Below are 20,855 nucleotides of genomic sequence, written 5' to 3'. Positions count from 1 at the left end.
CCTCGGTGGTCAAGAGATGGACGGGCCAGAGAGCGACGGACCGGAGGACGAATCTAACTCTCGCTGCGGATTATTCGTGTCTCCGGGACCCTTCGGCCCATCATCGGTGTCACCGTTCGGGGCGATCTGCTCCAGAGCCTCACGGGAGGTGTCCACACGGGCGAGGGCGTAGAGCAGGGTGACGGCGACGTACATGCCCGAGACGGCCAGGATGACCCCGACGATGCCATAGTTGGAGAACAGCCACAGAACGATGAAGGGCGAGGCGATCAAGCCGACTCGACCGACGGTCTGAGCGAAGCCGCCGCCACGGAAGCGGAAGGCGGTGGGAAAGAACTCCGGCGCCGTTCCCGAACACAAGGTCAGGAACGATGCAGCCATAGCGACCAGGATGAAGCCGACGGCCATGATCAGAACAGGTTCTTTCATGAACGGATAGATGCCAGCGAAGATCGCCGCGAGCGTTCCGAACATCACGATGCTGTTGCGGCGTCCGAGGCGATCGGTGATGAACACGCACAGCAGCGGTCCCGCGACATAACCGGACATGATGGCCGCGTTGAACCCCAGGGACTTCGACACCGTCAGCCCCTGCTGCACGAAGAAGGTGGGCATCCAGCCGGTGACGGTGTAGGAACCGAACAGGCAAGTCACGGTCAAGATCAGAGCCATTAACGTCCGCCGAATGACCGGGCGCGAGAACAGCACCGTGATCGGCACCCACTCGGCCTTCTCGTCTGCGGTGCCGGCCGCCGGGTGCGCGTTCGGGGGGGTCGGGGTGTCCTCCTGGCTCGAGACGCCGGACTCTCTTTCGATTCTTTGCAGGACTGCCTCGGCTTCCTCGTACCGCCCGCGCGACTCCAGCCACCGCGGCGACTCCGGCATTTTCCGGCGCAGCCACCAGGTGATCAGCGCGCCCACGCCCCCGATGATGAACATCGCGCGCCAGGACCACACTGGAATGACCACCCAGCCGATGAGCGAGGACAGCGAAACCCCGAGCCCGGCGAATATTCCGAGCAGACCCAGGTAACGGCCTCGGTGCCCACGCGGAATGAACTCGCTGATAATTCCCCAGCATATGACGTACTCGGCCCCCATCCCGATGCTCATCACAAATCGCAGGGTGATGAGCACCTCCATATTCGGTGCCACCGCCGCACACAGAGCGAGGACACCGAAGAGCGCCAGATTGAATTGGAAGGCAAAGCCCCGTCCGAACCTATCGCTGAGCCAGCCAGCGAAGGCCGCTCCGATCGCGAGACCGGCGAACGTGAGCGAGAGAAAGAGCGAGTTCAACTCGAGCGTCGAGAAGCCGATCGGCAGCATCGATGCCAGCACGGCGGAGGACAGCGTGTTGTCGAACGAGTCGAAGAACATGCCGAGACCGACCAGCACCACCAACCGCCGGTGAAACTTGCCGATCGGGAGATCGTCAAGCCGCAGGCCCGCATTGACGTGCGTGTTCATCGGCCGACACCTCCCGCTTGTGCCGGGCCCGAGGCCTGACAGGAACTCGTGACGTCCGGGGTGCCGAGGGCGGGCAGGGCCCGTTCCGGGGTGCGGTCGGCCACGCTGCGTGTACGAGTTTCATACGCGTTCGATCGGCATTGTTCGGTCATGCGTCTTACTACCTTTGGGCTTGGTGTTCGGTGCGTAGTGGTGTGAACACGACGATGTATTGGGTGAATCGCTCCTTCTCCACGGGAGTGGACAGCTTCGATCAAGACGAACCACGCGGTCCGCTTTGACACGTCGGCGCGATAGGCCGGCGGTTAAACAGAGCCAGTGCCCAATCACTCGAAGTGATATTGACCATATCCCGCAATGTGAGACTTAGTCAACAGTCGGGTTTGTGAGTCGGGCAAGTCACCCAGGCCATCTTTTGATCCACTCATGACCATCGCTATCAGTCATATGAGTGTCGCCCTCGCCTACAACATCGCGTGCGGCGATCAAACCGGGGCGGGCGCGGTAGCACCGGTGTAGCCGCGGTCATTGAAATCAGACTGGGTCGATTCCGTGACGTTTAAGGGCTACGCTCGGCTCGTTAGTCGGCAGACGTCCGCTCTACTGCCTCGTCGGGAACGCAATAAGCGGTGCGGCTTTCCGGGGGCCTACCCAGCCAAGGATCCGAACCCGGACAATTGCCCAACCCGGGAAAGGGGAGCGTCGCTGTAGGGCGCTTTGGTTCACTGGCACCTTTCGTGGTGCCAACACTGTTCGACGCGTTCGCTGCACGCCGTCCTTTTGATGTCATGATGCGTGCCTACACCGAGCCCGAGGAACGGCCCATGCAATTGCTGTCCTTCGGGTGAGATGGAGATCGCGATCGGGTACAACGCCCACCTAGACCGAGCTCTAAAGACCGCGGCCCTCTACGACACACGCATGCACGTGATCTTGTCAGTCAGTCATCCGCTGGCCCAGCAAGCATCGGTGTCGATCGAGGAACTCGTCGACGAACCGCTCATCCTTCTCGATACCCACCCAGGCCCGAGTCCGCGCTCGACTATTTCGTTCGGGACTGCCCCGTCATTGGTTGACATCTGATCGGTGAAAATTGCTCCTCACGGTGGAAGGATGTTCCCCTTCGCAGTCATCTACGTTATCTGAATCAATAATTGGATTGCAGCGCCTCGGGCCGCGACCTTGGCAGGGCCTGTATCTCTGGGACCGTCCGCTCGACGAGTAACGCCATTTCGTATCCGACCTGTCGTGAGTCGCAGTCGGCGACTGCAAGGACCGCGAGTTGCGAGCCGTCTCCGACACTCATGAGTAGCAGGTACCCGTTCGGCATTTCAACTACCGATTGGGCGACCATGCCGCGGTCGAACAGATCGGCTGCTCCAGCGGCCGGACTCGCGAGCCCCGCTGCCACGGCGGCGAGTTGGGTCGCCCGAGCGTCGGGAAGTCGGTCGTTTGCTGCCATGAGCAGACCGTCCGTCGATACCAGCACTGCGTGCACGACTCGAGGAACGTCGCGAACGAAGTTCGACACGAGCCAGTCCAGGGCACGATCTGGTGCTGGATGCATATGATCCGATCCTTTCAAATTTCATTCGGGAATGGCGTGTTTGGAGGTTTGGAGCGCAATCCGTCCAGCCTGGATACCTCTGTGGTGGGCGTCGAGATTCGCGCGGATCGAGTCAGGATTGCGTGATTTCTTCCCGGAAGGCGCCGGGCTGGGTATCGCGCCGGGAACCAGCCTTGCTCCCGGGACACGCTGTGGAAGTCCGACTTCGGTGACGCCGGTGACCGAACTCTCGGCGGCGTGGCGTGCTGCGGACCAGCCAAGGTCCGCTGTCGAGATCCACTCGCTGCTGTTATTTTCTGCGGGTGTGGTGGGGTCCGTCAGCCATTCCGACACCATCCCTAGGTCGATTGGGGTGGTTTCTGTGCCGTCCGGATCGGCGGGAAGAACTGGCGTTGCAGATGGAATCGGGTGTCTAGAAAGCAGGTGCTGTGCTGGCAGCGACAGCAGCGGATGTCCGATATCGTCGGATCCACGAGCAGGGGTATGCCAGGCTTCAAATAGAACTCTGCGTCGATTCCGGCTGCGTCGATGCCACCATCGTTCCAGCAATAGGGCCGAGGGATCGGACTGCGAGGATGAAGAAGCCTGCCCCGAAAAGCGATTGAATTCGGTTGTTCACTTGCGCAATTGATCGGCGTTCCCGAATGCGTCGCACAACTCGGTCCGGAACGGAAGCAACGCCGGGGTCTGTAGCAAAAGTATCGACCGCTCGGATGGCACGCTCGACACGCTTGATCGGCGTACTCGATCTACTTTAAGGGCAATACCGTTCAGTGAGTGAACAACGATGTTGCATTTCGGCGGTTGGGTAGGTTGTGGATGGTGTTGGTGGTGGGCGCGTTTGGCTGCCCATTTGAGAACTTTGCGTTTGACGACGCGGGGGTTGGCGCGGTGTCGGCGTACCGGGTTGATACGGCGCAGTAGTTTGGCGATGCCCTGATTCCACAATCTGGTGGCGGCGTTGTGGTTATGAGGGGGAAAAAGAGCTGTGGGACAGGGATCGTCGGGTGATCCGCAGGGCGGCGACGAAGGACATCCGGTCTTCGGTCGTGACTGCCGGCGGTCGCGGCGTCGCGCATCAGGGTGCGGATGGCGTAGTGGCAGCACAGGTGCCCCCAGATTTCCTGCTCGACCAGCGGTGGGGATTTCGACCGCAGGACCGCTCGCGGCCCGCGTTGGTGGGTTTTGAGTTCGTCGAAGGTGTTCTCGATCTCCCAGCGTTGGGCGTAGGTGAGGGCGAGTTCTTCCGCGGATGCGTCGGCGGGGTCGAGGATGGTGGTCAGCAGCCGGTACTGCTCGGGGTTTCCCCGCCCGTCGTCGAGGGTGTAGTCGATCACGCGCACCGTCAGTGGTGTGCGCTGCTGCCGATTCTTCCCGGAGGTGGGGACGATCTGTGCCAGCCAGGATCCGTCGTCGAGGGTCTCGAGGTGGCGAGGTGAGAGCGTCGATGTGACCCGCCACAGCAGGTCGGCGCCGGTGGCGGCGGCCCGGGTCCACATGTCGAATCCGTACAGGCCGCGGTCGGCGAGCAGCAGCATTCCCGGTTCGAGGGTGTCGAACAGATCGTGCGCGAGCTCCCGCTCGGAGGTGCTGCACGATCCGATCGCGGCGTCGAAGACCGCGTGGGTGCCGCATTCGGCGACCGCCACCAACCGTGCCTGCGGGAACGCGGACTTCTCGCCGCGACTCGATCCGGGCCGCCCGAAGTGCTCGGCGTTGGCCGGGGTGTCGGGCAGGTCGAGGCAGGGAAGCTCGAAAGGCTCATCGGTGGGCCGGGTGGAACGGACGACGCGGCGGAGCCGACTCACGACGGCCGGTGAGACCCTGGTCGAAGGATCCCGGCAGCTATTGGCAGATCTGATCCGCCTCGAGCAGGTCACCCGCGACGCGGCCGCCGGGCGTACCGCGGCGTTACGAATCGGTGCGGTCCACCCAGCAATGAGGCTGCTCATGCCTCGAATCCTGTCATCCGTTCGCGCCGGGGTCCCCGACGTTCGAATGACATTGCACCCCATAAACAGTCACACTCAACTCCGCCAGCTGATCGACGGACAACTCGAAGCCGGAATCCTCCGCAGCCGCAGCACCCCACCAGGTCTCGCGGTCGACACCCTCATGGACGAGCCGCTCTACGCGGCCGTCGCCAGCTCGCACCCGCTGGCAACTCGCGGCCTCGCCTCCATTGCAGACCTCAACGACGAGGACTTCATCATGGCTCCACGCGACCGGAACCCAGTCTTCTACGACGAACTACTGCGCCTCGTCACCGACAATCAGTGCTCCCCGAGAAGAATCGTCGAAGCTGACGATATGTGGGCTCAACTCCCGATGGTCGGCGCAGGTGCCGGGGTGGCTGTACTGCCACTACTGTTCGTCGATCACACGCGGGACGACATCGTATTCCTCACCCTCGACAGGAAACTGGGACTAGGGCTCCCTCTGGTACTCGTCTACGCACCCAACTCACCGACGGCCGCACTCACCGCAGTTCGCCGGGCCGCTCGAGCAGAAGCAGAACACCTCCTCGAAGCCAGTTCGCGGCAGTCAACCGAACCGTAGGCCCGGCCTATGGCTTGCTCGGCAGCCGGGCGGCGTCATTGAGAGCAGGGTCGCGCCGCGTTGATCAAACACCACGCCTCACAGGTCGCAATCGCGAATAGGCCCTATTCACAAGGGACCTCGCATTACACCAGAGAGAATGCGTTGTTTTCACAGCGTCGGGATACACTTCGAAGGCCCTTGGAGTGGGCCAAGAAGCACACGGCGGAGTGCTACACCTACCTGCCGCGGACACTGCGAACTCACCGAAGTACCAAGCCTGAGAGAACTGCAGATGCTCCAGCAGAACACTGCGTTCCACGCAAACACCTGCGGCTTGCCGCGTCACGTACGAACCGTGTGTGCCTGTTCCAGGGTCGGGTAGTCCGTGTATCCGCGGTGGTCGCCGCCGTAGATCCCGATCGGTTCCGGGGCATTGAGCGGGGCGCCTCGGCGGATACGCTCCACGAAATCCGGGTTGGCAAGGAAGCCGCGGCCGAAGGCGATCAGGTCGGCCCCGCGTCGGAGCCAGGCATCTGCGGCACCGACCTTCGTGACATCGTCAGGCCGGCTGAGTGTCGGCGACACCACGAGAGCGCTCGGCCACAGGGCCCGGATTCGGTCGTCGAGGTCGGCGTTACCTGCCTCGACGAGGTGCAGGTAGGCCAGCTCCTCCTGTGCCAGCTCCTGAACCAGCGATGTGTAGGTGGTGTGCGGGTCGTGATCGATGACGTCACCGAATCGGTTGCCGGCGGAAATCCGCAGCCCCACTCGATGCGGGCCTATGGCCGCGGCGACCGCTCGTACGACCTCGACCGTCAGCCGGATGCGGCCCTCGCTGGTTCCGCCCCAGTTGTCGGTGCGCAGATTGGTGTTCTCGGCGAGGAACTGGTGCAGAAGATAGCCGTTGGCGGCGTGGATCTCGACACCATCCAGTCCCGCTGCCATCGCCCGCTCGGCTGAGCGGGCGAAGTCCTCGACAATGGTCAGGGTCTGGGCTCCGGTGAGCTGCTGCGGGCGGACGGCCAGTCTCCTGCCGTCTGCGGTGTACACCTCCGCCCGGGCGGCGATGGCCGAGGGCGCCACGGGATACACCCCATCGGGCAGGAAGGAGGGGTGGGCGAGACGTCCCGCATGCATCAGCTGCACGAAGATCCGGCCCCCAGCGTCGTGCACCGCATCAGCTACACGAGACCAGCCGCGCCGGTGGGCGTCACTGTGCAGGCCTGGCACGCCGGGTCCGAGTCGGCCGGCCGCGGTGGGGTGGGCGCCCTCGGCGATGATCAGTCCGGCGCTGGCGCGCTGTGCGTAGTAGGTGCTCATCAACGCGCTGGGCGTGCCATCCGAGGCGGCGCGGGATCGGGTCATCGGAGCCATCACGATGCGATTGGGCACGGTAAGGGCGCCCACTGTTGCGCTGTCAAATAACGCGGAGTTCACGGTGCCGGGCGCCGATAGGGAGCCGGGTGTCATGCGGTCTTCAGTTCGGCGAGGAGTTCGTAGCTGCGGATCCGGTCCTTGAATTCCCAGGTCTCGGTGAGAACGATGAGTTCGTCGGCCTGCGTGTGCTTGACCAGTTCGTTGAGGCCGTCGCGGACGGTGTCAGGCGAGCCGACGCAGGACGCGCGGAGCATGGCACCGACGGCCGAAGCTTCTTGCGGGGACCACAGCTGGTCGATGTCGTCGACGGGAGGCAGGTTCTGCAGTTCGCCGCGGATCAGGGTGAGGAACTTGCGCTGGAGGGTCGTGAAGATGTGCTGGGCGCTTCGGTCGGTGTCGGCGGCGATGACGTTCACACCGACGACGGCATGCGGCTTGTCCAGGTTCTCGGAGGGGCGGAAGTTCGCACGGTAGATGTCCAGGGCAGCGGACAGCTGATTGGGAGCGAAGTGCGAGGCGAAGACGAAGGGCAGGCCTTCCTTCGCGGCCAGGGCCGCGCCGAAGGTGGAAGAACCGAGGATGTACAGCGGGACGTTGGTGCCCTCGCCGGGGATGGCGCGGACCCGTCGGGTGGTTTTGCCCGGCGCGAGGTAGCGGCGAACGTCGGCCACCTGGGCCGGAAAGTCATCGGCGGTGGCGTCACCGCGGCGCAGTGCCTGGGCGGTCCACGGGTCGGTGCCCGGTGCGCGTCCCAGACCGAGGTCGATGCGTCCTGGGTAGAGGGAGGCGAGGGTGCCGAACTGTTCTGCGACGACGTATGGGGCGTGGTTGGGGAGCATGATGCCGCCGGAGCCGACCTTGATCCGCTCGGTGGCAGCGGCCACCTGTCCGATCAGGACGGAGGTCGCCGCGGAGGCCACGCCGGCCATGTTGTGGTGCTCGGCGATCCAGTAGCGGTGGTAGCCGAACTCCTCTGCCTTGCGGGCAAGTTCGATGGTCTCGTGCAGCGCCTCGGTGGCGGTGCCGCCGTGCCGGATGGGGGCGAGGTTGAGAAGGGAGAGCGGGATATCGCGGAGGTGGTTCATGACTGTGCGAGATTGCCTTTCGCGTGCTGCGGGGAATGCATGGATTGATCGGCGCGGATGCGTGATCACGCCTGGATATGTGCGGGTGACGGTGGTGCAGGTCAGTGGTGCTGACTGAGCTCGGCGAGTTGGTGAGCAGGGGTGGGCTCGTCCTCGTTGCCGGGGCGGGCGATGACGGCCGACGTCGGGCGGCGGGGGAAGGCGGACGTGCGAGCGAATAGGGCGATGAGCAAGGCGACCGCGGTGAGTGCAGCGGCCGCACCGGGCACGGCGGCTACGCCGATGTGATCGAGGACCTGACCGCCGACCAGCGAACCGCCGCCGATGCCGAGGTTGAAGCCGATTATGAACAGCGCGGAGGCGGCGGCCGGCGCCGCGGGCGCTGCTTTGAGTGCGGCGGACTGCAGGAAGGTCGGTAGTGCCGCGTAGGCCAGTCCCCACAGCACAATCAGTGCGATCGTCGCAGGAGTGAACCAGCCGACTGCCCCCAATCCGGTCAGGGCCAGAACGACGATGCCCACGGCGCTCAGCAGGGCGCCCCGCGGGCGCCGGTCCACCAGCATTCCGGCGCACCACACCCCGGCGATGCCCGCGACGCCGAAGGCGAAAAGGACAGGGCTGACCGCGCTCTCGGAGATGCCGGCATCCTGCAGGAAGGGGGCGACATAGGTGTAGAGCGTGAAGTGACCCAGCATGACCACGGTGGTCGTGACGGCGATGGCCAGTACTCCGGGGATCCTGAATGCCTTGGCGGCCGACGAGTCGGCGGAGCGCGTGCCGGGAACCTGAGGCAACAGGGCGGGAGCCGCGGCCATCACGAGGACCGCCACCCCGGCCAGGACGACGAAGGCCGCTCGCCAGCTCAGGGCGTTACCCAGTGCCGTACCCAGGGGGACGCCCAGGGACAGGGCTGCGCTGTTACCGGCGTAGACCGTGGCGACGGCGCGGCCGGCGCGGCCGGGAGCGACCATCTGGGTGGCGTAAGCAGCCATCATCGACCAGAGCACACCGTGCACCAGCGCCGCGATGAGCCGGCCGATAATGGCCACGGGAAAGGTGGGGGCGAGGGCCATCAACAGGTTGCTCACGGCGAAGGCCGCCATGATCACCAGGAAGAGTCGACGGCGTGGCCAGTTGGCGGTCCACGCGGTGACCGGCAAGGTCACGAGCATGACCACGAGGGCGTAGATCGCGACCAACAGTCCGACCTGCGACTCTGATGCCCCCAGGCCTTGGCCCATCTGCGGCAGCAGACCCATGGGCAGGGTCTCGGTGGTGATGGTCATGAAGGCGGCCACGAACAGGACGCCGAGGCCGCCCCGTTTTGTTCTGGAGGAGTCGTTCATTACGTCGGTCACGCCATTGACGCTAAACTTGTACATTGATGTCAAGGTCAAGCCGAAATGGAGTGAAGCACATCACCATGAAGATCGGTGAACTTTCCCATCGCACCGGAGTCGCCACTCGACTCCTGCGCTACTACGAACAGCAGGACTTGCTGCACCCCGACCGTCTGGCCAACGGTTACCGGGATTACCCCGAGAGCGCAGTGCAGCGCGTCCAGCAGATTCGTGATCTGCTCCAGGCGGGGCTGAGCACCGGGGTCATTCGCGAGATCGTGCCCTGCTTCCTCGGCGCCGGCGCCGCCTTGCGCCCGATGGTCGACGCGGAGTTGGCCGCCAATCTCGCCCGCGAGCTCGGCGAGATCGAGCGGCGCATCGACACTCTGACGCGCAATCGGGACGCCATCCGCGCCTACCTTACGGTCGCCAGCCCGGCCGCCTGAGAGGCGAGAGGGATGGCCCCCCGCCGCCGACAGGGTGTGGATCTCAGGTTTCCGAGTTCGGTCGAATTCCGTTCTGCGCGTTTGCGCCGCGCGTGGGTGGTGACGTGCTTCACTCCGGATTCGCTTGACCTTGACATCAATGTCATTGATTAGCGTCGACAACATGACCCGCAACAATGGATTGATCAAATCGGAGCGAGGCCGCCTCGACCCAGTATCAGGACAAAGGCCGATGACCCCGACGGCCGAGGGGGCACTCGCGGCGTTGGACACCTTCGTGGCAGGTTGGGCCTGCAGCGACCAGGACGCCCTGACTGCCGTCTTCGCCGACTCGAGCGTCCTGCACTCCAGTGCGCATGGCGAGGCCCGCGGAGCCAGAGACATCACGGCTCTGTTCAGCGCCGATTTCGATCCCGCCATGCCCCTAGACATAGTCACCACGAACCACTTCGTCGGCGGCGACGACGAGCGGGCCGTCCTTACCTCCTACCTGTACGGTTTCACACCGCAAACAGAACCGGCGCTTTCGACGTTCGGCGCGACACTCGTGGCCGACCTCGTCCGGACTGAGTCCGGTTGGCAATTCGAGGTCCTGCGGCTGTCCATCCCATGGATCGACGGGGACGAGGCTCGGTTCGCGAAATGGAGCATCCCCTCCCCCGAAGGATGGAAGATCGGCGACGCGACGCCCAGCATCGTGAGCGAATTGGACTCACCCTGGGCCCGCGGCATCCCCGATCTCGACCCCCACGATGCCGTGCGGCAGGTCGCCGACTTCTACTCGCGCTATTCGTGGGCCATTGACCAAGGGGACATCACGCTCCTGCATGGCTGCTTCACCGAGGATGTCTTCGGGGCGTTCCCCCCGATTGGTGACCTCCAAGGACGCCATGAAGTTATCGGACAGATGAAGTCCTTCCGTCGCCTGTGGCCGTGGATGCAACATTTCGGCCGTCCGCTGCAGATCACGGTCGACGAAGCTCGCAACACCGCTCACCTTGTCGTCGGCCGCATCATCCCTCAGCGGCCGGCTACACCGAATGGGCAGGATCTCTACGGAGCCCACTATCAGTTCGATCTCCGCCGCGAAGACGACACCTGGAAGATCTCGCGTTTCGAATACATACCCGGCTGGATCACCGCGACGGGACGGTAGACCGCCCGTCGCCCGGCTCGACGGCCGCATCGAGATTGGGTGCAGCCGTCACGGCACCCGCCAGCGCATCCTCGGCCCGCCGTAGGAGGCCGTGGTAACACCGGCCGGGACTGCGGCCACCGCACCGCATCCCAGGTTTCTGTCCCCCGTCCCAGGCACCCCGGGTCCGGGCGCACCGCTGGAGCCGACTCTCGGGTGAGCAGGGGCGGCCGCTCTCGCCCTCCACATGGCGGCCCGGGTTCGCCGGCACCCCTGACGCACTCACTACCCACTCATAGACAAGAAACGGCACATGCGATGGATACCCTTTCCGCTCCTCAGGATCGTCCGGCACTCTCGCTTCTCGATCTCGCACCGATCCGTCACGGCCACACTGTCGGTGACGCATTGCACCGCACTGTCGAACTCGCCGCCCATGCCGAGCTCCTGGGCTTCCACCGGTACTGGCTTGCCGAGCACCACAACATGGCGCCGATGGCGAGCTCGGCCAACATCGTCCTGGCCGGCGCCGTCGCCGCCGGGACCCGAACCATTCGGGTCGGCACCGGCAGTCTCAATCTGTCCAACTACGCGCCGCTCGTCGTGGCCGAGCAGGTCGGCACGCTGACAGCCCTGCATCCCGGCCGCTTCGATCTCGGGCTGGGGCGCGCACCGGGAGCGGACCCGTGGACAGCGGCCGAAATCCGTCGCGGACGACCGGCGGATCAGGAGTTCACCGCGCAATTCGCCGAACTCCTCGCCTACCTCCACGGCACACGACCCCGGGTGCGGGCCATCCCGGGAGAAGGCGCCCACATACCCATCTACCTGCTCGGTTCCGGTGTCTATAGCGCGGCCTTCGCAGCGCGTCTCGGGCTGCCGTTCGTCTTTGCCGCACATTTCGCCCCGACTCGGTTGCAGGAAGCGACGGATCTCTACCACTCCACATTCCGTCCTTCACAGATTCTTTCCGAGCCGTATGCGATGGTCTCCGTGAACGCGGTCCTCGCCGATGATGACCGAGAGGCGGCCCGGCTGTTCACCTCCGTCCAACAGCGGTTCCTCGCAACGGTGCGCGGCCGGATGCAGCCGCTGGCTCCACCGGTGGACGACATACATCGACTGTGGACCCGGGACGAAGCCGCAGCAGTGGCAGAGCAGCTGAGCCAGTCCTACATCGGTACGCCTGAGACCGTCCGTCCCCGACTCGAAGCGCTCGTGGCTCGGACGGGCGCCCGCGAGCTCATCTTCATGTCGGAGACCTACGACCAAGCAGCACGAATGCGCTCGTATGAGCTCATCGCCAGCCTCTGGAACCCAGTGACGGCACCGTAGCCGCACGCGCGAGGGCTGCCGCCTGGGCTGTTCGACGCAGTACCCTGGGTTGCCGCGATGGACGGCCCGCTGGACAGGGACATTCGCGTACGTGGTCCGGTGGAAGCGCACCCGAGATCGGACTTCGGCGGCAGCTGCGAGAAGCCACTCCATCTCGCAAACGAAATGCTTCTCGAAGTGCGCGCAAGATTGGACCCTGTCGATGTTTACCAGTGGTCGAAATGATTCGTCAGCTTTGCGTCCCGAACAGATCCTACTGTGGTGGCCACAAGTCCGAGAGTCCGTTTAACCTTTGCCCACGCCCACGCTCGGAGTGCACGACTAGATACACCTGATACCTCATTCGACGCACTTGATGCAGACAAATGATACGAATACCGTTGCGCGAAACGCCAATAAGCCCGGAAATCCGCATGCAGCGCTGGAGGTCTACACGATACGATTCCCGCGATGCCGCCAATAGTGTCAACCGAACGCGATTGGGCACAACGGCTCCCGAGTCTCGTGGTCCGGTCGGGAATAGCTCGGCCGCCCTGGTCTGCGTCACCGAGGATGACGGCGTCGCGGTCCGCGGGACCGACGAGGTAGTGTCTTCCCGCGAGCATCCGTGTCTACGACAACGAGACGGTCGTTCCGCGCGGGCCGGAAGCTTTGCTGCACTGCGGGTACGGGAAAATTTCAGTCGACGGCCGCAAGGTTTGGAGTGGCACTCGCCCGCAATCAGTTGTTCGTCGTGCTGCCGTGCCACAGCTGAGTCGTCTGGGCTGGCGCACTCACCGGATATCCGGGAGCTGGGAGCGCTACGCGATCTTGACCCAACGGACGACCGACCGTCGACCACGACCTCAGCTGATCACGCGAGCCGCTCGAACTGATTACCTACCGACGATTCGAGCGTTCGGATTGGGGTTATGCTCGCATTGATGCTCGAGAGGTGATTTGCATGACACAGGGATTGTGGACACCGAGGCACGGGATCGAGGTCGGCCGTGGCCGAATACGATCCAACGGCGACACAGCGTGATCTGACCCCGGATATCGCCACGGAGTTGGCCGCGGCGGGGTTCGACGATGCCCGGGAGGTCGGTCGGGGTGGCTTCGGCGTCGTCTACCGCTGCCTGCAGCCATCCCTCGACCGCACCGTCGCCGTGAAGGTTCTCACCGCCGATCTGGATCCGGACAACCTCGAGCGGTTCATTCGTGAGCAACGGGCTATGGGCCGGCTGTCCGGGCACCCGAACATCGCCAACATTCTGCAGGTCGGCGCCACCACCAGCGGGCAACCGTACATTGTGATGCACTACCACCCGCACGGTTCGCTGGCGACACGGATCCACCGCACGGGCCCGATCGAGTGGCGGGAGGCGGTTCGACTCGGTGTGAAGATCTCGGGCGCGCTCGAGACCGCGCACCGGATCGGCACCGTACATCGGGACGTCAAGCCCGCGAACATCCTGCTGACGGACTACGGGGAACCGCAGTTGACCGATTTCGGGATCGCACGCATCGCGGGTGGCTTCGAGACCTCGACGCGCGCGGTGGTCGGCTCACCGGCGTTCACCGCACCCGAGGTGCTCGGGGGCCGGCCCCCCACCCCGGCGTCGGACGTGTACGGCCTCGGAGCGACGCTGTTTTGCGCGATCACCGGGCATGCCGCGTTCGAGCGACGCAGCGGCGAGCAGGCGATGGCCCAATTCCTGCGGATCACCTCTCACCCGGTGCCGGAATTGCGTGGGGAGGACATACCCGCCGACGTATGTGCCGCGATCGAGAGGGCGATGTCCCGGGAGCCAGACGATCGTGCGTCGACTGCCGCCGAGTTCGGGGAGGAACTGCGCGAAGCCCAACTTCGCAACGGCCTGCCCGCCGACGAGATGGCCCTACCCACCGACCTCGGAACGCAGACCCAGGACGAACATCGCCGCGGCGCCTCGACCAGGACTGCGTCGGGCAGGTCCGGCCCGATGACGACGGCCGGCCGGAACGATGCAGCGACGACAGGGACGCCGCCCGCCCCCTCCACCCGATTCCGCCCGCCCACGCCGACCCGGCAACTGGTCGAGCGTAGACAACTCATCGACTCCCTACGCGCTGGACAGCGGCGCCGGTTGACGGTCATTCACGCGCCGGCCGGATTCGGCAAGAGCACCCTCGCCGCCCAATGGGGTGAAGTGCTGACAGAGGAGAGTGTGGCGGTCGCATGGCTGACGGTCGATCACGATGACAACAACGTGGTGTGGTTTCTCTCGCATCTGGTCGAGGCGATCAGACGGGTCCGCCCGACCCTGGCGCGCGACCTCGGGCAGGCGCTCGACGAGCACGGCGACGAGGCCGAGCAGTACGTCCTGTCTTCACTGATCAACGAGATCCACGCCCGCGGTGAGCGGGTGGCGATCGTGATCGACGACTGGCACCGGGTCACCGACGCCGGGACACGCGGAGCCATGGGATTCCTACTCGACAACGGCTGCCACCACCTCCAGGTCGTCGTGGCAAGCCGCACCCGGTCCGGCCTTCCGATGAGTAGACTGCGCGTGCGTGATGAACTCGTCGAAATCGACTACACAGCATTACGTTTCGATGAGAATGAGACACGATCCTTCCTGGTCGACCTGGGCGGACTGGAGCTGGAGCAAGAGGATATCGCGGACCTGCGGGACTCGACCGACGGGTGGGTGGCGGCGCTGCAATTGGCGTACCTGTCACTGCGCGGACGCGACGACCCCACCGAACTGATCGGGCACATGTCGGGTCGGCATCACGCCATCGGCGAGTTCCTCGCCGAGAACGTGCTCGACACGTTGGAACCGGAGATCCTCGATTTTCTGCTGGCGACGTCGGTTACCGAACGGATCAGCGGGAGCCTTGCGGGCGCGCTGGCGCACGTGTCACGCGGGCAGGCGCTACTCGAAATAATCGAGGAGCGGGATCTGTTCCTGCGACGGGTGGACGAGGACGGAGTGTGGTTCCGGTACAACCACGTGTTCGCCGAGTTCCTGCAACGACGACTCGAGCGTGATCAACCCGAGCGGATCGACGAACTTCACCGCACGGCATCGACCTGGTTCGCCGATCACGAGTTGCTCGGCGAGGCCGTCGATCACGCACTCATGGCTGGGGATCAGGTCCGGGCGGTCGAGCTCGTCGAGCGCGATGGGATGCACCTGATCGAGTACTCGCACATGACGACCCTCCTCGGGATGGTCGCGAAACTCCCTCCCGCGCTGACGGAGTCACGTCCGTGGTTGCAACTCGCCGTAGCCTGGGCCAATATCATGCTGCACCGGGCCGAACCTGCACAGAGAGCACTCGACCTCGTCGAATCAACGCTCGATCGTGTTCCCTCCACCGATGAGGTCGCCGATCTGAGAGTAGAGGTCGCCGTGATGCGGGGCGTTATTCGGTTCCGGGCGGACCGAATCGACGGCGCGGACGAGTTGGTCCAGGCATGCCTGCCGCGGCTGGACACGTTGCGGCCGTGGGTTGTGTCGAGCGCCGCGAACATGGCAACCTACCGCGCGACATACCAGTTCGATTTCGACGAAGCACGCCGATTGCAGGAATGGGCCTTCGCATTTCATGCGCGAACCAACGGTCCGTACCTGGTGATGCACGGGCACTGTTTCGCCGGCCTCGCCGCCTACGAGCAACTCGATGTCGCCGCGGCGGAAAGCAGCTTCCGGGCTGGCGTCCGTGTGGCAAGGAAGATGGGTGGTACGCACTCGGAGGCCGCGCGCCTGGCCGATTCTCTCCTCGGCGCGTTGTTGTACGAACAGGGCGAGATCGACGAAGCCGAACAGTTGCTCGACGAAGGCTATGAGCTTGGGGGCGAGGGCGGTCTCGTGGAGTTCAAGATCCCGCGGTATGTCCTCGGGGCGCGTATCAAGGCCCTGCGGGGCGACCGAATAGCGGCAGCGCAGCGACTCGATGAGGGGGCGAGGATCGCTGTGACACTGTCTCTTCCGCGATTGCGAGCAAACGTCGAGAATGAACGGATCAGGCTGGGGCTTCCCCTGAGCTCCGATATCGCGGTCTCGCCGCCCGCAGAATATTGCTCTCGTCGACGACCGGTGGACGGAATCGAGGCACTGACGGCGCAGGTCGAAGAGGCAACAGCCACCAGACGGCTGCTCGACGAGCATTCACCGGACCAGGCCGACCTCGCCTGCACATGGGCACAGGAGTGGACGAACCGACTCGAAGGCCGCGGCGCACACAGGCTGTTGATGCAGGCCAGAAGGTTACTCGTGGCCTGTTTGTCCGCCTCGGGCCGCGTCGACGAAGCCAAGGAACTGCTCACCTCGATCGCAGCACAATGCGCCGAGCTGGGCCTCGTACGTCATCTTCCCGATGGTGGACCACACATCGTCTCGCTCATCGCGGCGCTGCGGGACGATCAGGTCGCCGGGCGGTGGCGTAGAGACTGGGCATCGGTCCCTGCCACTTTCCTCGCGGACCTGGTGACTGCAGAGGCGCCGCACAGGATCTGATGAGTTACCGCCAGCGACGCGCTCTGGCCGCTACCCAGGCGCGCTTCGGCAGGGAAGCGTTATCGCTGATCACGGCACGAGCCCTCACCGTGACATGTTGACTCCTGTTTGGGAACTGGACGGGGCACTGCCGATGGGATGGGGAGGCGGTCCCACCGGGCTGTGGCCTCGGACGCTGAGATGTGCGCGAAGGGTCGATCTTCGAGCGGATCGTGATGTTGGATGTTGCGGCGGTATCCGGCTCGTGACTTCAGCTGCGAATCTCCTCGAGGGCGCACAGCTTGTCGATAGGGTCTGGAACATGGTGACTCGTCACTTCTCGCGTGTCCGCAGTTGTTGACTCTGAAACGATCACGGATCCTCCTCGCCTAGGGATACCTATCCGGTCCGGTGGGAGCGCTGGGCTGGATCTACTGCGAGCCGTCCGTGTTTGCTACGGATACGTCGCGCAGCCAGAAGGGCGGCCGACGATTCGACCGGCGCGTCGGGAACGACCAAGTAGATGCGACAAACGTAGTAAAGCCTACAAACGCTCGTTCGATGGATGAAACGTAGATCATAGTTCAGGTGGGCGCAAGAGTTGCGGACGCCGAACGCGCACCCGTCGGCGCCGATCGCGCCACATCGCCACGGGCCGTGACACGAACCCGGCGGCGCGCCCCCCTGTGAGGGTTGACACATCGGACTCTCCCGCTAATACTTACGAACGTCCGTACGTTTGTTGCACGGGAGAGGGACTTCGATCGGAGACGATCACACGCGGTGGCACCAGAAGAGTTCAGTCGAGACATCAACCCCACCTGAGCATTAACGATATCTGTCGATTCGTCTTACTGCGTCGATGAGACTGAGCTCCCGGGGCTCGACCGACGATTACACACCCGAATTTCACGCGCACCAGACAAACACCGATAACGCGGTCGACACCTAGCCACGCAAAGGGCACTACTGGTGCCGATGCAAGCCAGGCGGTGACCGGGCCGACAAACATTTCCACCCTAAGGAGTTCTCAGGTCATGTTGTTCGAGACATACAAATTGGGTCCACTCGAGCTGTCGAATCGAGTCGTCATGGCACCCATGACGCGGGTTCGCGCCTCCGAGACGGGACTGCCATCCCAGAGTGCCGCGCTCTACTACGCGCAACGCGCCAGCGCGGGGCTCATTGTGAGCGAGGGAATCTCGCCGTCGAAGCAGGGACAGTCCGAGCCGAACATTCCTGGTCTCTACAACGATGAGCAGGAGGCGGCCTGGCGCCCGATCACCCAGTCTGTTCACGATGCCGGCGGCCGGATCTTCGCCCAGCTCATGCACGGCGGCCGCGTGGGGCACCCGGAGATCAACGGAATGCAGCCGCTCGGAGCCTCGCCCATCGCCGCCCACGGCACCATCTTCAACTCCGGTGGTCGGCTCGCGTTCGTCACTCCCGTCGAGATGACCGTCGAGCAGATTCAAGAGCAGATCAACGTGTTTGTCGCGGCGGCCGAGCGCGCGATCGCTGCCGGCTTCGACGGCGTCGAGATCCACGGCGCCAACGGCTACCTGATCCAGCAGTTCCTGTCCGACAACAGCAATCAGCGCACCGACCAGTACGGCGGGTCGCACGAGAACCGGGTACGCTTCGCGGTCGAGGTCGCTACCGCCGTCAGTACCGCCATCGGCGCCGACCGGGTGGGGATCAGATTCTCGCCCGGCGGAAAGTTCCACGACATGAACGAAAGCGATCCCGAAGGTCTGTACACAACCCTTCTCAACGCCCTGAATCCGCTGGGATTGGCGTACCTTCACATCCTCGAGACTGCATCGGACGACGTCAACGACCGGATCCGGGAAATCTGGACCGGCCCGCTGATCGTGAACCCGGCAATTGTCGGAAGTGCAGACTTCGTCGACAAGGCGAATGCCGATCGATGGTTGGCACGCGGCGGCGACCTGATCGCATTCGGTCGGTACTTCATCTCCAATCCGGACTTGGTGCGTCGCCTGCGCGATGGTCTCGAACTGACCATGCCCGATCTCGACACCTTCTACTCGGGCGGCGACAAGGGTTACATCGACTACCCGGAGTGGTCGGACAGCGCCGTGGGCTGACACCCTTGGGCGGGCCGGGCCGGATTTCCTCCGGCCCGGCCGGATTCCGGGTCTCGGCGAGTAGCTCGACTGAGGTGGTGAAATCGGCGCAACTGCTTCGGCGGCATCGCGCTCGAACCCGTCCTCGGAACCGCTTCTTTCAGTGAAGTTGCTACGGTGCCCGACACTCGCTTACACTTACGAGTGTTTGTTCGCTTTAGCCTAGGACCCTACCTGGCGGATGGCAAAGATCCCCTGCCGGCCAACCATTTCAGGCCGAGTTTCAGCAGGTCTCGAAATCCGCGTCGGGACGTCCGTGGCTCGGTGGGACCCGGAGGTTGGGGAATCGATGACGATGTACGCCGAGCTGGGCCGAATCCTCGACGTGCTTCGCTCTCAGCACGTGACCGATCGGGCGGCACGTCTTCGCGCCGCATCGGCGCTGGAGAGGGTCCTCCTCTCCGACGTCCACGCTAATCCGTGTGTTCACGCCGGTCTCACGGCCCGCGCGGATACCGCATGCCCTTCGGATCACGACCAGCCGTTGACCGGTCGCGAGCACGAGATATTGGGCATGATCGCCGATGGTGCGTCGAACGCCGAAATCGGTCGTGACCTGTACATTTCGAGGAACACGGTCCGGTTTCACGTCAGCAATATCCTGCGCAAGATGTCGGTGAACAATCGCACTGCGGCGGTCGGGAAGATGACAACCGGCACCGGCGCGCGCTGACACTTCTCCCCAGGTTGCCCCCGTCTCGGCACACCGAACGGCCGATATGCGTTCCGCCTCCCGACACACCGAAGGCCCCCAGCCGTGATTCGACCGGAGGACTTCCGTGGGTGGAAAGATTGAGCCGCAGCGAATGATGCCTGCGGATGAGGCGATGACGGGAAAGTCAGTGCGCCTCGGCGTGAGTACCGACCCGGACATATCCGGCGAGGGTGGTGTCGTCGACCTCGGGCAGGTTGACGACGATGTTCTCGGGCGTGCGGGTGGTGAGCCAGATGAGTTCGTCGGTGGTGCTCATGTTGGCTTCGACGTGCGGCATGAAGGGTGGGACGAAGACGAAGTCCCCTTCGGACATGTCGATGTACTCGCTGAAGTTCTCGCCGAAGTAGATTCGCGCCTTGCCGGTGAGAACGTAGCCGCCGGTTTCGGCCTCACCGTGATGATGCGGCAGTGACCGATATCCGGGCTCGTTGAAGACCTTCCCGAACCAGATCTTCGTCGCCGGCGTGTGCTGGACGCTGACCCCGGAGACACGCACGGCACCACCGGATTGGCCCGTGTTCTGCGCTTCCTCTCCCTTGCGAGTTACTACCGGCTTGTCGTGCTCAGCCATGCTCGATTCCTTTCAAAGAACAAACGTTCGCCTGTAGGCGAGGGTACGAGCGCACCCTCGATCGCACAAGACTGCGCGACGGTCACGCTCCGACGACTGCACGCGTCAGCGAAGCGGCTCGGGGCGCCGGCGGATCATGAAGCTGCTCCGGAAGGTCATCACGGCTTCGCCTCGCTGATTGAGAGCGCTGTAGGCGAAGGACCAGATGCCCTGGTCGGGCTTCTTCGTCGGGCGGGCGGCAATGAGCTCGGCTTCGGGATGCAGGGTGTCGCCGATGAGCACGGGACGCAAGGCGCGCACCTCGTCGAGGCCGAGCCAGGCGACGACGTTGTTGAAGTAGCCGGTCTGAGTCGCCAGCCCCAGGGCGAGCGAGAGCGTGAACGGCCCGTGCGCGATCCGCTGCCCGAACTGGGTGCCGGCGGCGTACTCCTCGTCGAGGTGCAGCGAGACGATGTCGCAGGTCAGGCCGGCCCACTGCACCAGGTGCGCATCGGTGACGGTCATACCGGGACCCCGGAGTACGTCCCCCAGGTCGAGGTCCTCCCACCAGCGATCAGGCTGCCCGATCACTCGTGTGGCAGTACTGACGTCGTTGATTGTCATCGAAACTCCTCATAGCGCCGGCGCCGCCGGCCGTGTTAACGTACGAGCGAT

15 protein-coding genes and 1 pseudogene are annotated in these 20,855 nt (G+C 64.2%); 8 read left to right on the top strand and 8 right to left on the bottom strand.

Annotated elements, in window-relative coordinates:
- Positions 1–9: 9 nt before the first annotated feature.
- Positions 10–1,470, bottom strand: a complete 1,461-nt coding sequence (locus tag QM693_RS02515) for an MFS transporter (RefSeq protein WP_283351259.1) — start codon at positions 1,468–1,470, stop codon at positions 10–12.
- 849 nt (positions 1,471–2,319) lie between these two features.
- Here QM693_RS02515 and QM693_RS37745 point away from each other — a divergent pair.
- Positions 2,320–2,553 (top strand): LysR substrate-binding domain-containing protein, encoded by a 234-nt coding sequence (locus tag QM693_RS37745; protein WP_411194585.1) that lies wholly within the window; start codon positions 2,320–2,322, stop codon positions 2,551–2,553.
- Between the two features lie 64 nt (positions 2,554–2,617).
- Here QM693_RS37745 and QM693_RS02510 read toward each other — a convergent pair whose 3' ends face one another.
- Together QM693_RS02510 and QM693_RS02505 are read right to left on the bottom strand one after the other, a co-directional pair.
- Positions 2,618–3,037, bottom strand: a complete 420-nt coding sequence (locus QM693_RS02510) for a roadblock/LC7 domain-containing protein (protein WP_283351257.1) — start codon at positions 3,035–3,037, stop codon at positions 2,618–2,620.
- A gap of 967 nt (positions 3,038–4,004) precedes the next feature.
- Positions 4,005–4,782 (bottom strand): annotated as a pseudogene (locus QM693_RS02505) (IS4 family transposase); the annotation flags it as partial.
- A gap of 103 nt (positions 4,783–4,885) precedes the next feature.
- Between QM693_RS02505 and QM693_RS02500 the strand changes: the two are divergent.
- Positions 4,886–5,596 carry a LysR family substrate-binding domain-containing protein gene (locus QM693_RS02500; protein ID WP_283351256.1) on the top strand — a complete coding sequence of 237 codons (711 nt, stop codon included), beginning with the start codon at positions 4,886–4,888 and terminating at the stop codon, positions 5,594–5,596.
- Between the two features lie 324 nt (positions 5,597–5,920).
- Here the strand turns inward: QM693_RS02500 and QM693_RS02495 are convergent, their stop codons facing one another.
- The 3 genes from QM693_RS02495 to QM693_RS02485 form a co-directional block, all read right to left on the bottom strand.
- Complete coding sequence (locus QM693_RS02495; RefSeq protein ID WP_283351255.1) at positions 5,921–7,048, bottom strand: alkene reductase; 1,128 nt, start codon at positions 7,046–7,048, stop codon at positions 5,921–5,923.
- A complete protein-coding gene (locus tag QM693_RS02490; RefSeq protein WP_283351254.1) occupies positions 7,045–8,040 on the bottom strand; it encodes an LLM class flavin-dependent oxidoreductase in 996 nt (331 codons plus the stop codon). The genes QM693_RS02495 and QM693_RS02490 overlap by 4 nt, the downstream gene beginning before the upstream one ends.
- 101 nt (positions 8,041–8,141) lie before the next feature.
- The gene (locus QM693_RS02485; RefSeq protein ID WP_283351253.1) at positions 8,142–9,398 is read right to left on the bottom strand and encodes an MFS transporter; all 1,257 of its coding nucleotides are present in this window, start codon (positions 9,396–9,398) and stop codon (positions 8,142–8,144) included.
- Positions 9,399–9,448: 50 nt separating this feature from the next.
- Here QM693_RS02485 and QM693_RS02480 point away from each other — a divergent pair, with 50 nt between their 5' ends.
- The 6 genes from QM693_RS02480 (at position 9,449) to QM693_RS02455 (ending at position 19,588) form a co-directional block, all read left to right on the top strand.
- Complete coding sequence (locus QM693_RS02480; RefSeq protein WP_442971705.1) at positions 9,449–9,826, top strand: MerR family transcriptional regulator; 378 nt, start codon at positions 9,449–9,451, stop codon at positions 9,824–9,826.
- Positions 9,827–9,989: 163 nt separating this feature from the next.
- On the top strand, positions 9,990–10,982 hold the full coding sequence (locus QM693_RS02475) for a nuclear transport factor 2 family protein (protein WP_283351252.1): 993 nt from the start codon (positions 9,990–9,992) through the stop codon (positions 10,980–10,982).
- Positions 10,983–11,279: 297 nt separating this feature from the next.
- On the top strand, positions 11,280–12,296 hold the full coding sequence (locus QM693_RS02470) for an LLM class flavin-dependent oxidoreductase (protein ID WP_283351251.1): 1,017 nt from the start codon (positions 11,280–11,282) through the stop codon (positions 12,294–12,296).
- Between the two features lie 989 nt (positions 12,297–13,285).
- Positions 13,286–16,786 (top strand): serine/threonine-protein kinase, encoded by a 3,501-nt coding sequence (locus QM693_RS02465; protein WP_283351250.1) that lies wholly within the window; start codon positions 13,286–13,288, stop codon positions 16,784–16,786.
- Between the two features lie 1,016 nt (positions 16,787–17,802).
- Entirely contained in the window at positions 17,803–18,876 is a 1,074-nt protein-coding gene (locus QM693_RS02460) for an alkene reductase (protein WP_005565823.1), read from the top strand.
- 328 nt (positions 18,877–19,204) lie between these two features.
- Entirely contained in the window at positions 19,205–19,588 is a 384-nt protein-coding gene (locus QM693_RS02455) for a helix-turn-helix transcriptional regulator (RefSeq protein WP_283351249.1), read from the top strand.
- Positions 19,589–19,754: 166 nt separating this feature from the next.
- Here the strand turns inward: QM693_RS02455 and QM693_RS02450 are convergent, their stop codons facing one another.
- Together QM693_RS02450 and QM693_RS02445 are read right to left on the bottom strand one after the other, a co-directional pair.
- Positions 19,755–20,201 carry a cupin domain-containing protein gene (locus tag QM693_RS02450; protein WP_005565825.1) on the bottom strand — a complete coding sequence of 149 codons (447 nt, stop codon included), beginning with the start codon at positions 20,199–20,201 and terminating at the stop codon, positions 19,755–19,757.
- A 105-nt stretch (positions 20,202–20,306) separates the two neighbouring features.
- Positions 20,307–20,804 (bottom strand): MaoC/PaaZ C-terminal domain-containing protein, encoded by a 498-nt coding sequence (locus tag QM693_RS02445; protein WP_052023967.1) that lies wholly within the window; start codon positions 20,802–20,804, stop codon positions 20,307–20,309.
- Between the last annotated feature and the right edge of the window lie 51 nt (positions 20,805–20,855).

This window comes from Rhodococcus sp. IEGM 1305, from assembly GCF_030058635.1.
GTDB lineage: Bacteria > Actinomycetota > Actinomycetes > Mycobacteriales > Mycobacteriaceae > Rhodococcus_F > Rhodococcus_F opacus_D.
The sequence above is the reverse complement of the archived record's forward strand: the minus strand, read 5'-3'. Positions and strand labels throughout refer to the sequence as shown.

Bases quoted from the DNA above. Each gene is read 5' to 3' on its own strand.
- QM693_RS02455 (WP_283351249.1), top strand. From the start codon at position 19,205: ATGACGATGTACGCCGAGCTGGGCCGAATCCTCGACGTGCTTCGCTCT.
- QM693_RS02460 (WP_005565823.1), top strand. From the start codon at position 17,803: ATGTTGTTCGAGACATACAAATTGGGTCCACTCGAGCTGTCGAATCGA.
- QM693_RS02510 (WP_283351257.1), bottom strand. From the start codon at position 3,037: ATGCATCCAGCACCAGATCGTGCCCTGGACTGGCTCGTGTCGAACTTC.
- QM693_RS02445 (WP_052023967.1), bottom strand. From the start codon at position 20,804: ATGACAATCAACGACGTCAGTACTGCCACACGAGTGATCGGGCAGCCT.
- QM693_RS37745 (WP_411194585.1), top strand. From the start codon at position 2,320: ATGGAGATCGCGATCGGGTACAACGCCCACCTAGACCGAGCTCTAAAG.
- QM693_RS02515 (WP_283351259.1), bottom strand. From the start codon at position 1,470: ATGAACACGCACGTCAATGCGGGCCTGCGGCTTGACGATCTCCCGATC.
- QM693_RS02475 (WP_283351252.1), top strand. From the start codon at position 9,990: ATGACCCGCAACAATGGATTGATCAAATCGGAGCGAGGCCGCCTCGAC.
- QM693_RS02450 (WP_005565825.1), bottom strand. From the start codon at position 20,201: ATGGCTGAGCACGACAAGCCGGTAGTAACTCGCAAGGGAGAGGAAGCG.
- QM693_RS02470 (WP_283351251.1), top strand. From the start codon at position 11,280: ATGGATACCCTTTCCGCTCCTCAGGATCGTCCGGCACTCTCGCTTCTC.
- QM693_RS02490 (WP_283351254.1), bottom strand. From the start codon at position 8,040: ATGAACCACCTCCGCGATATCCCGCTCTCCCTTCTCAACCTCGCCCCC.
- QM693_RS02495 (WP_283351255.1), bottom strand. From the start codon at position 7,048: ATGACACCCGGCTCCCTATCGGCGCCCGGCACCGTGAACTCCGCGTTA.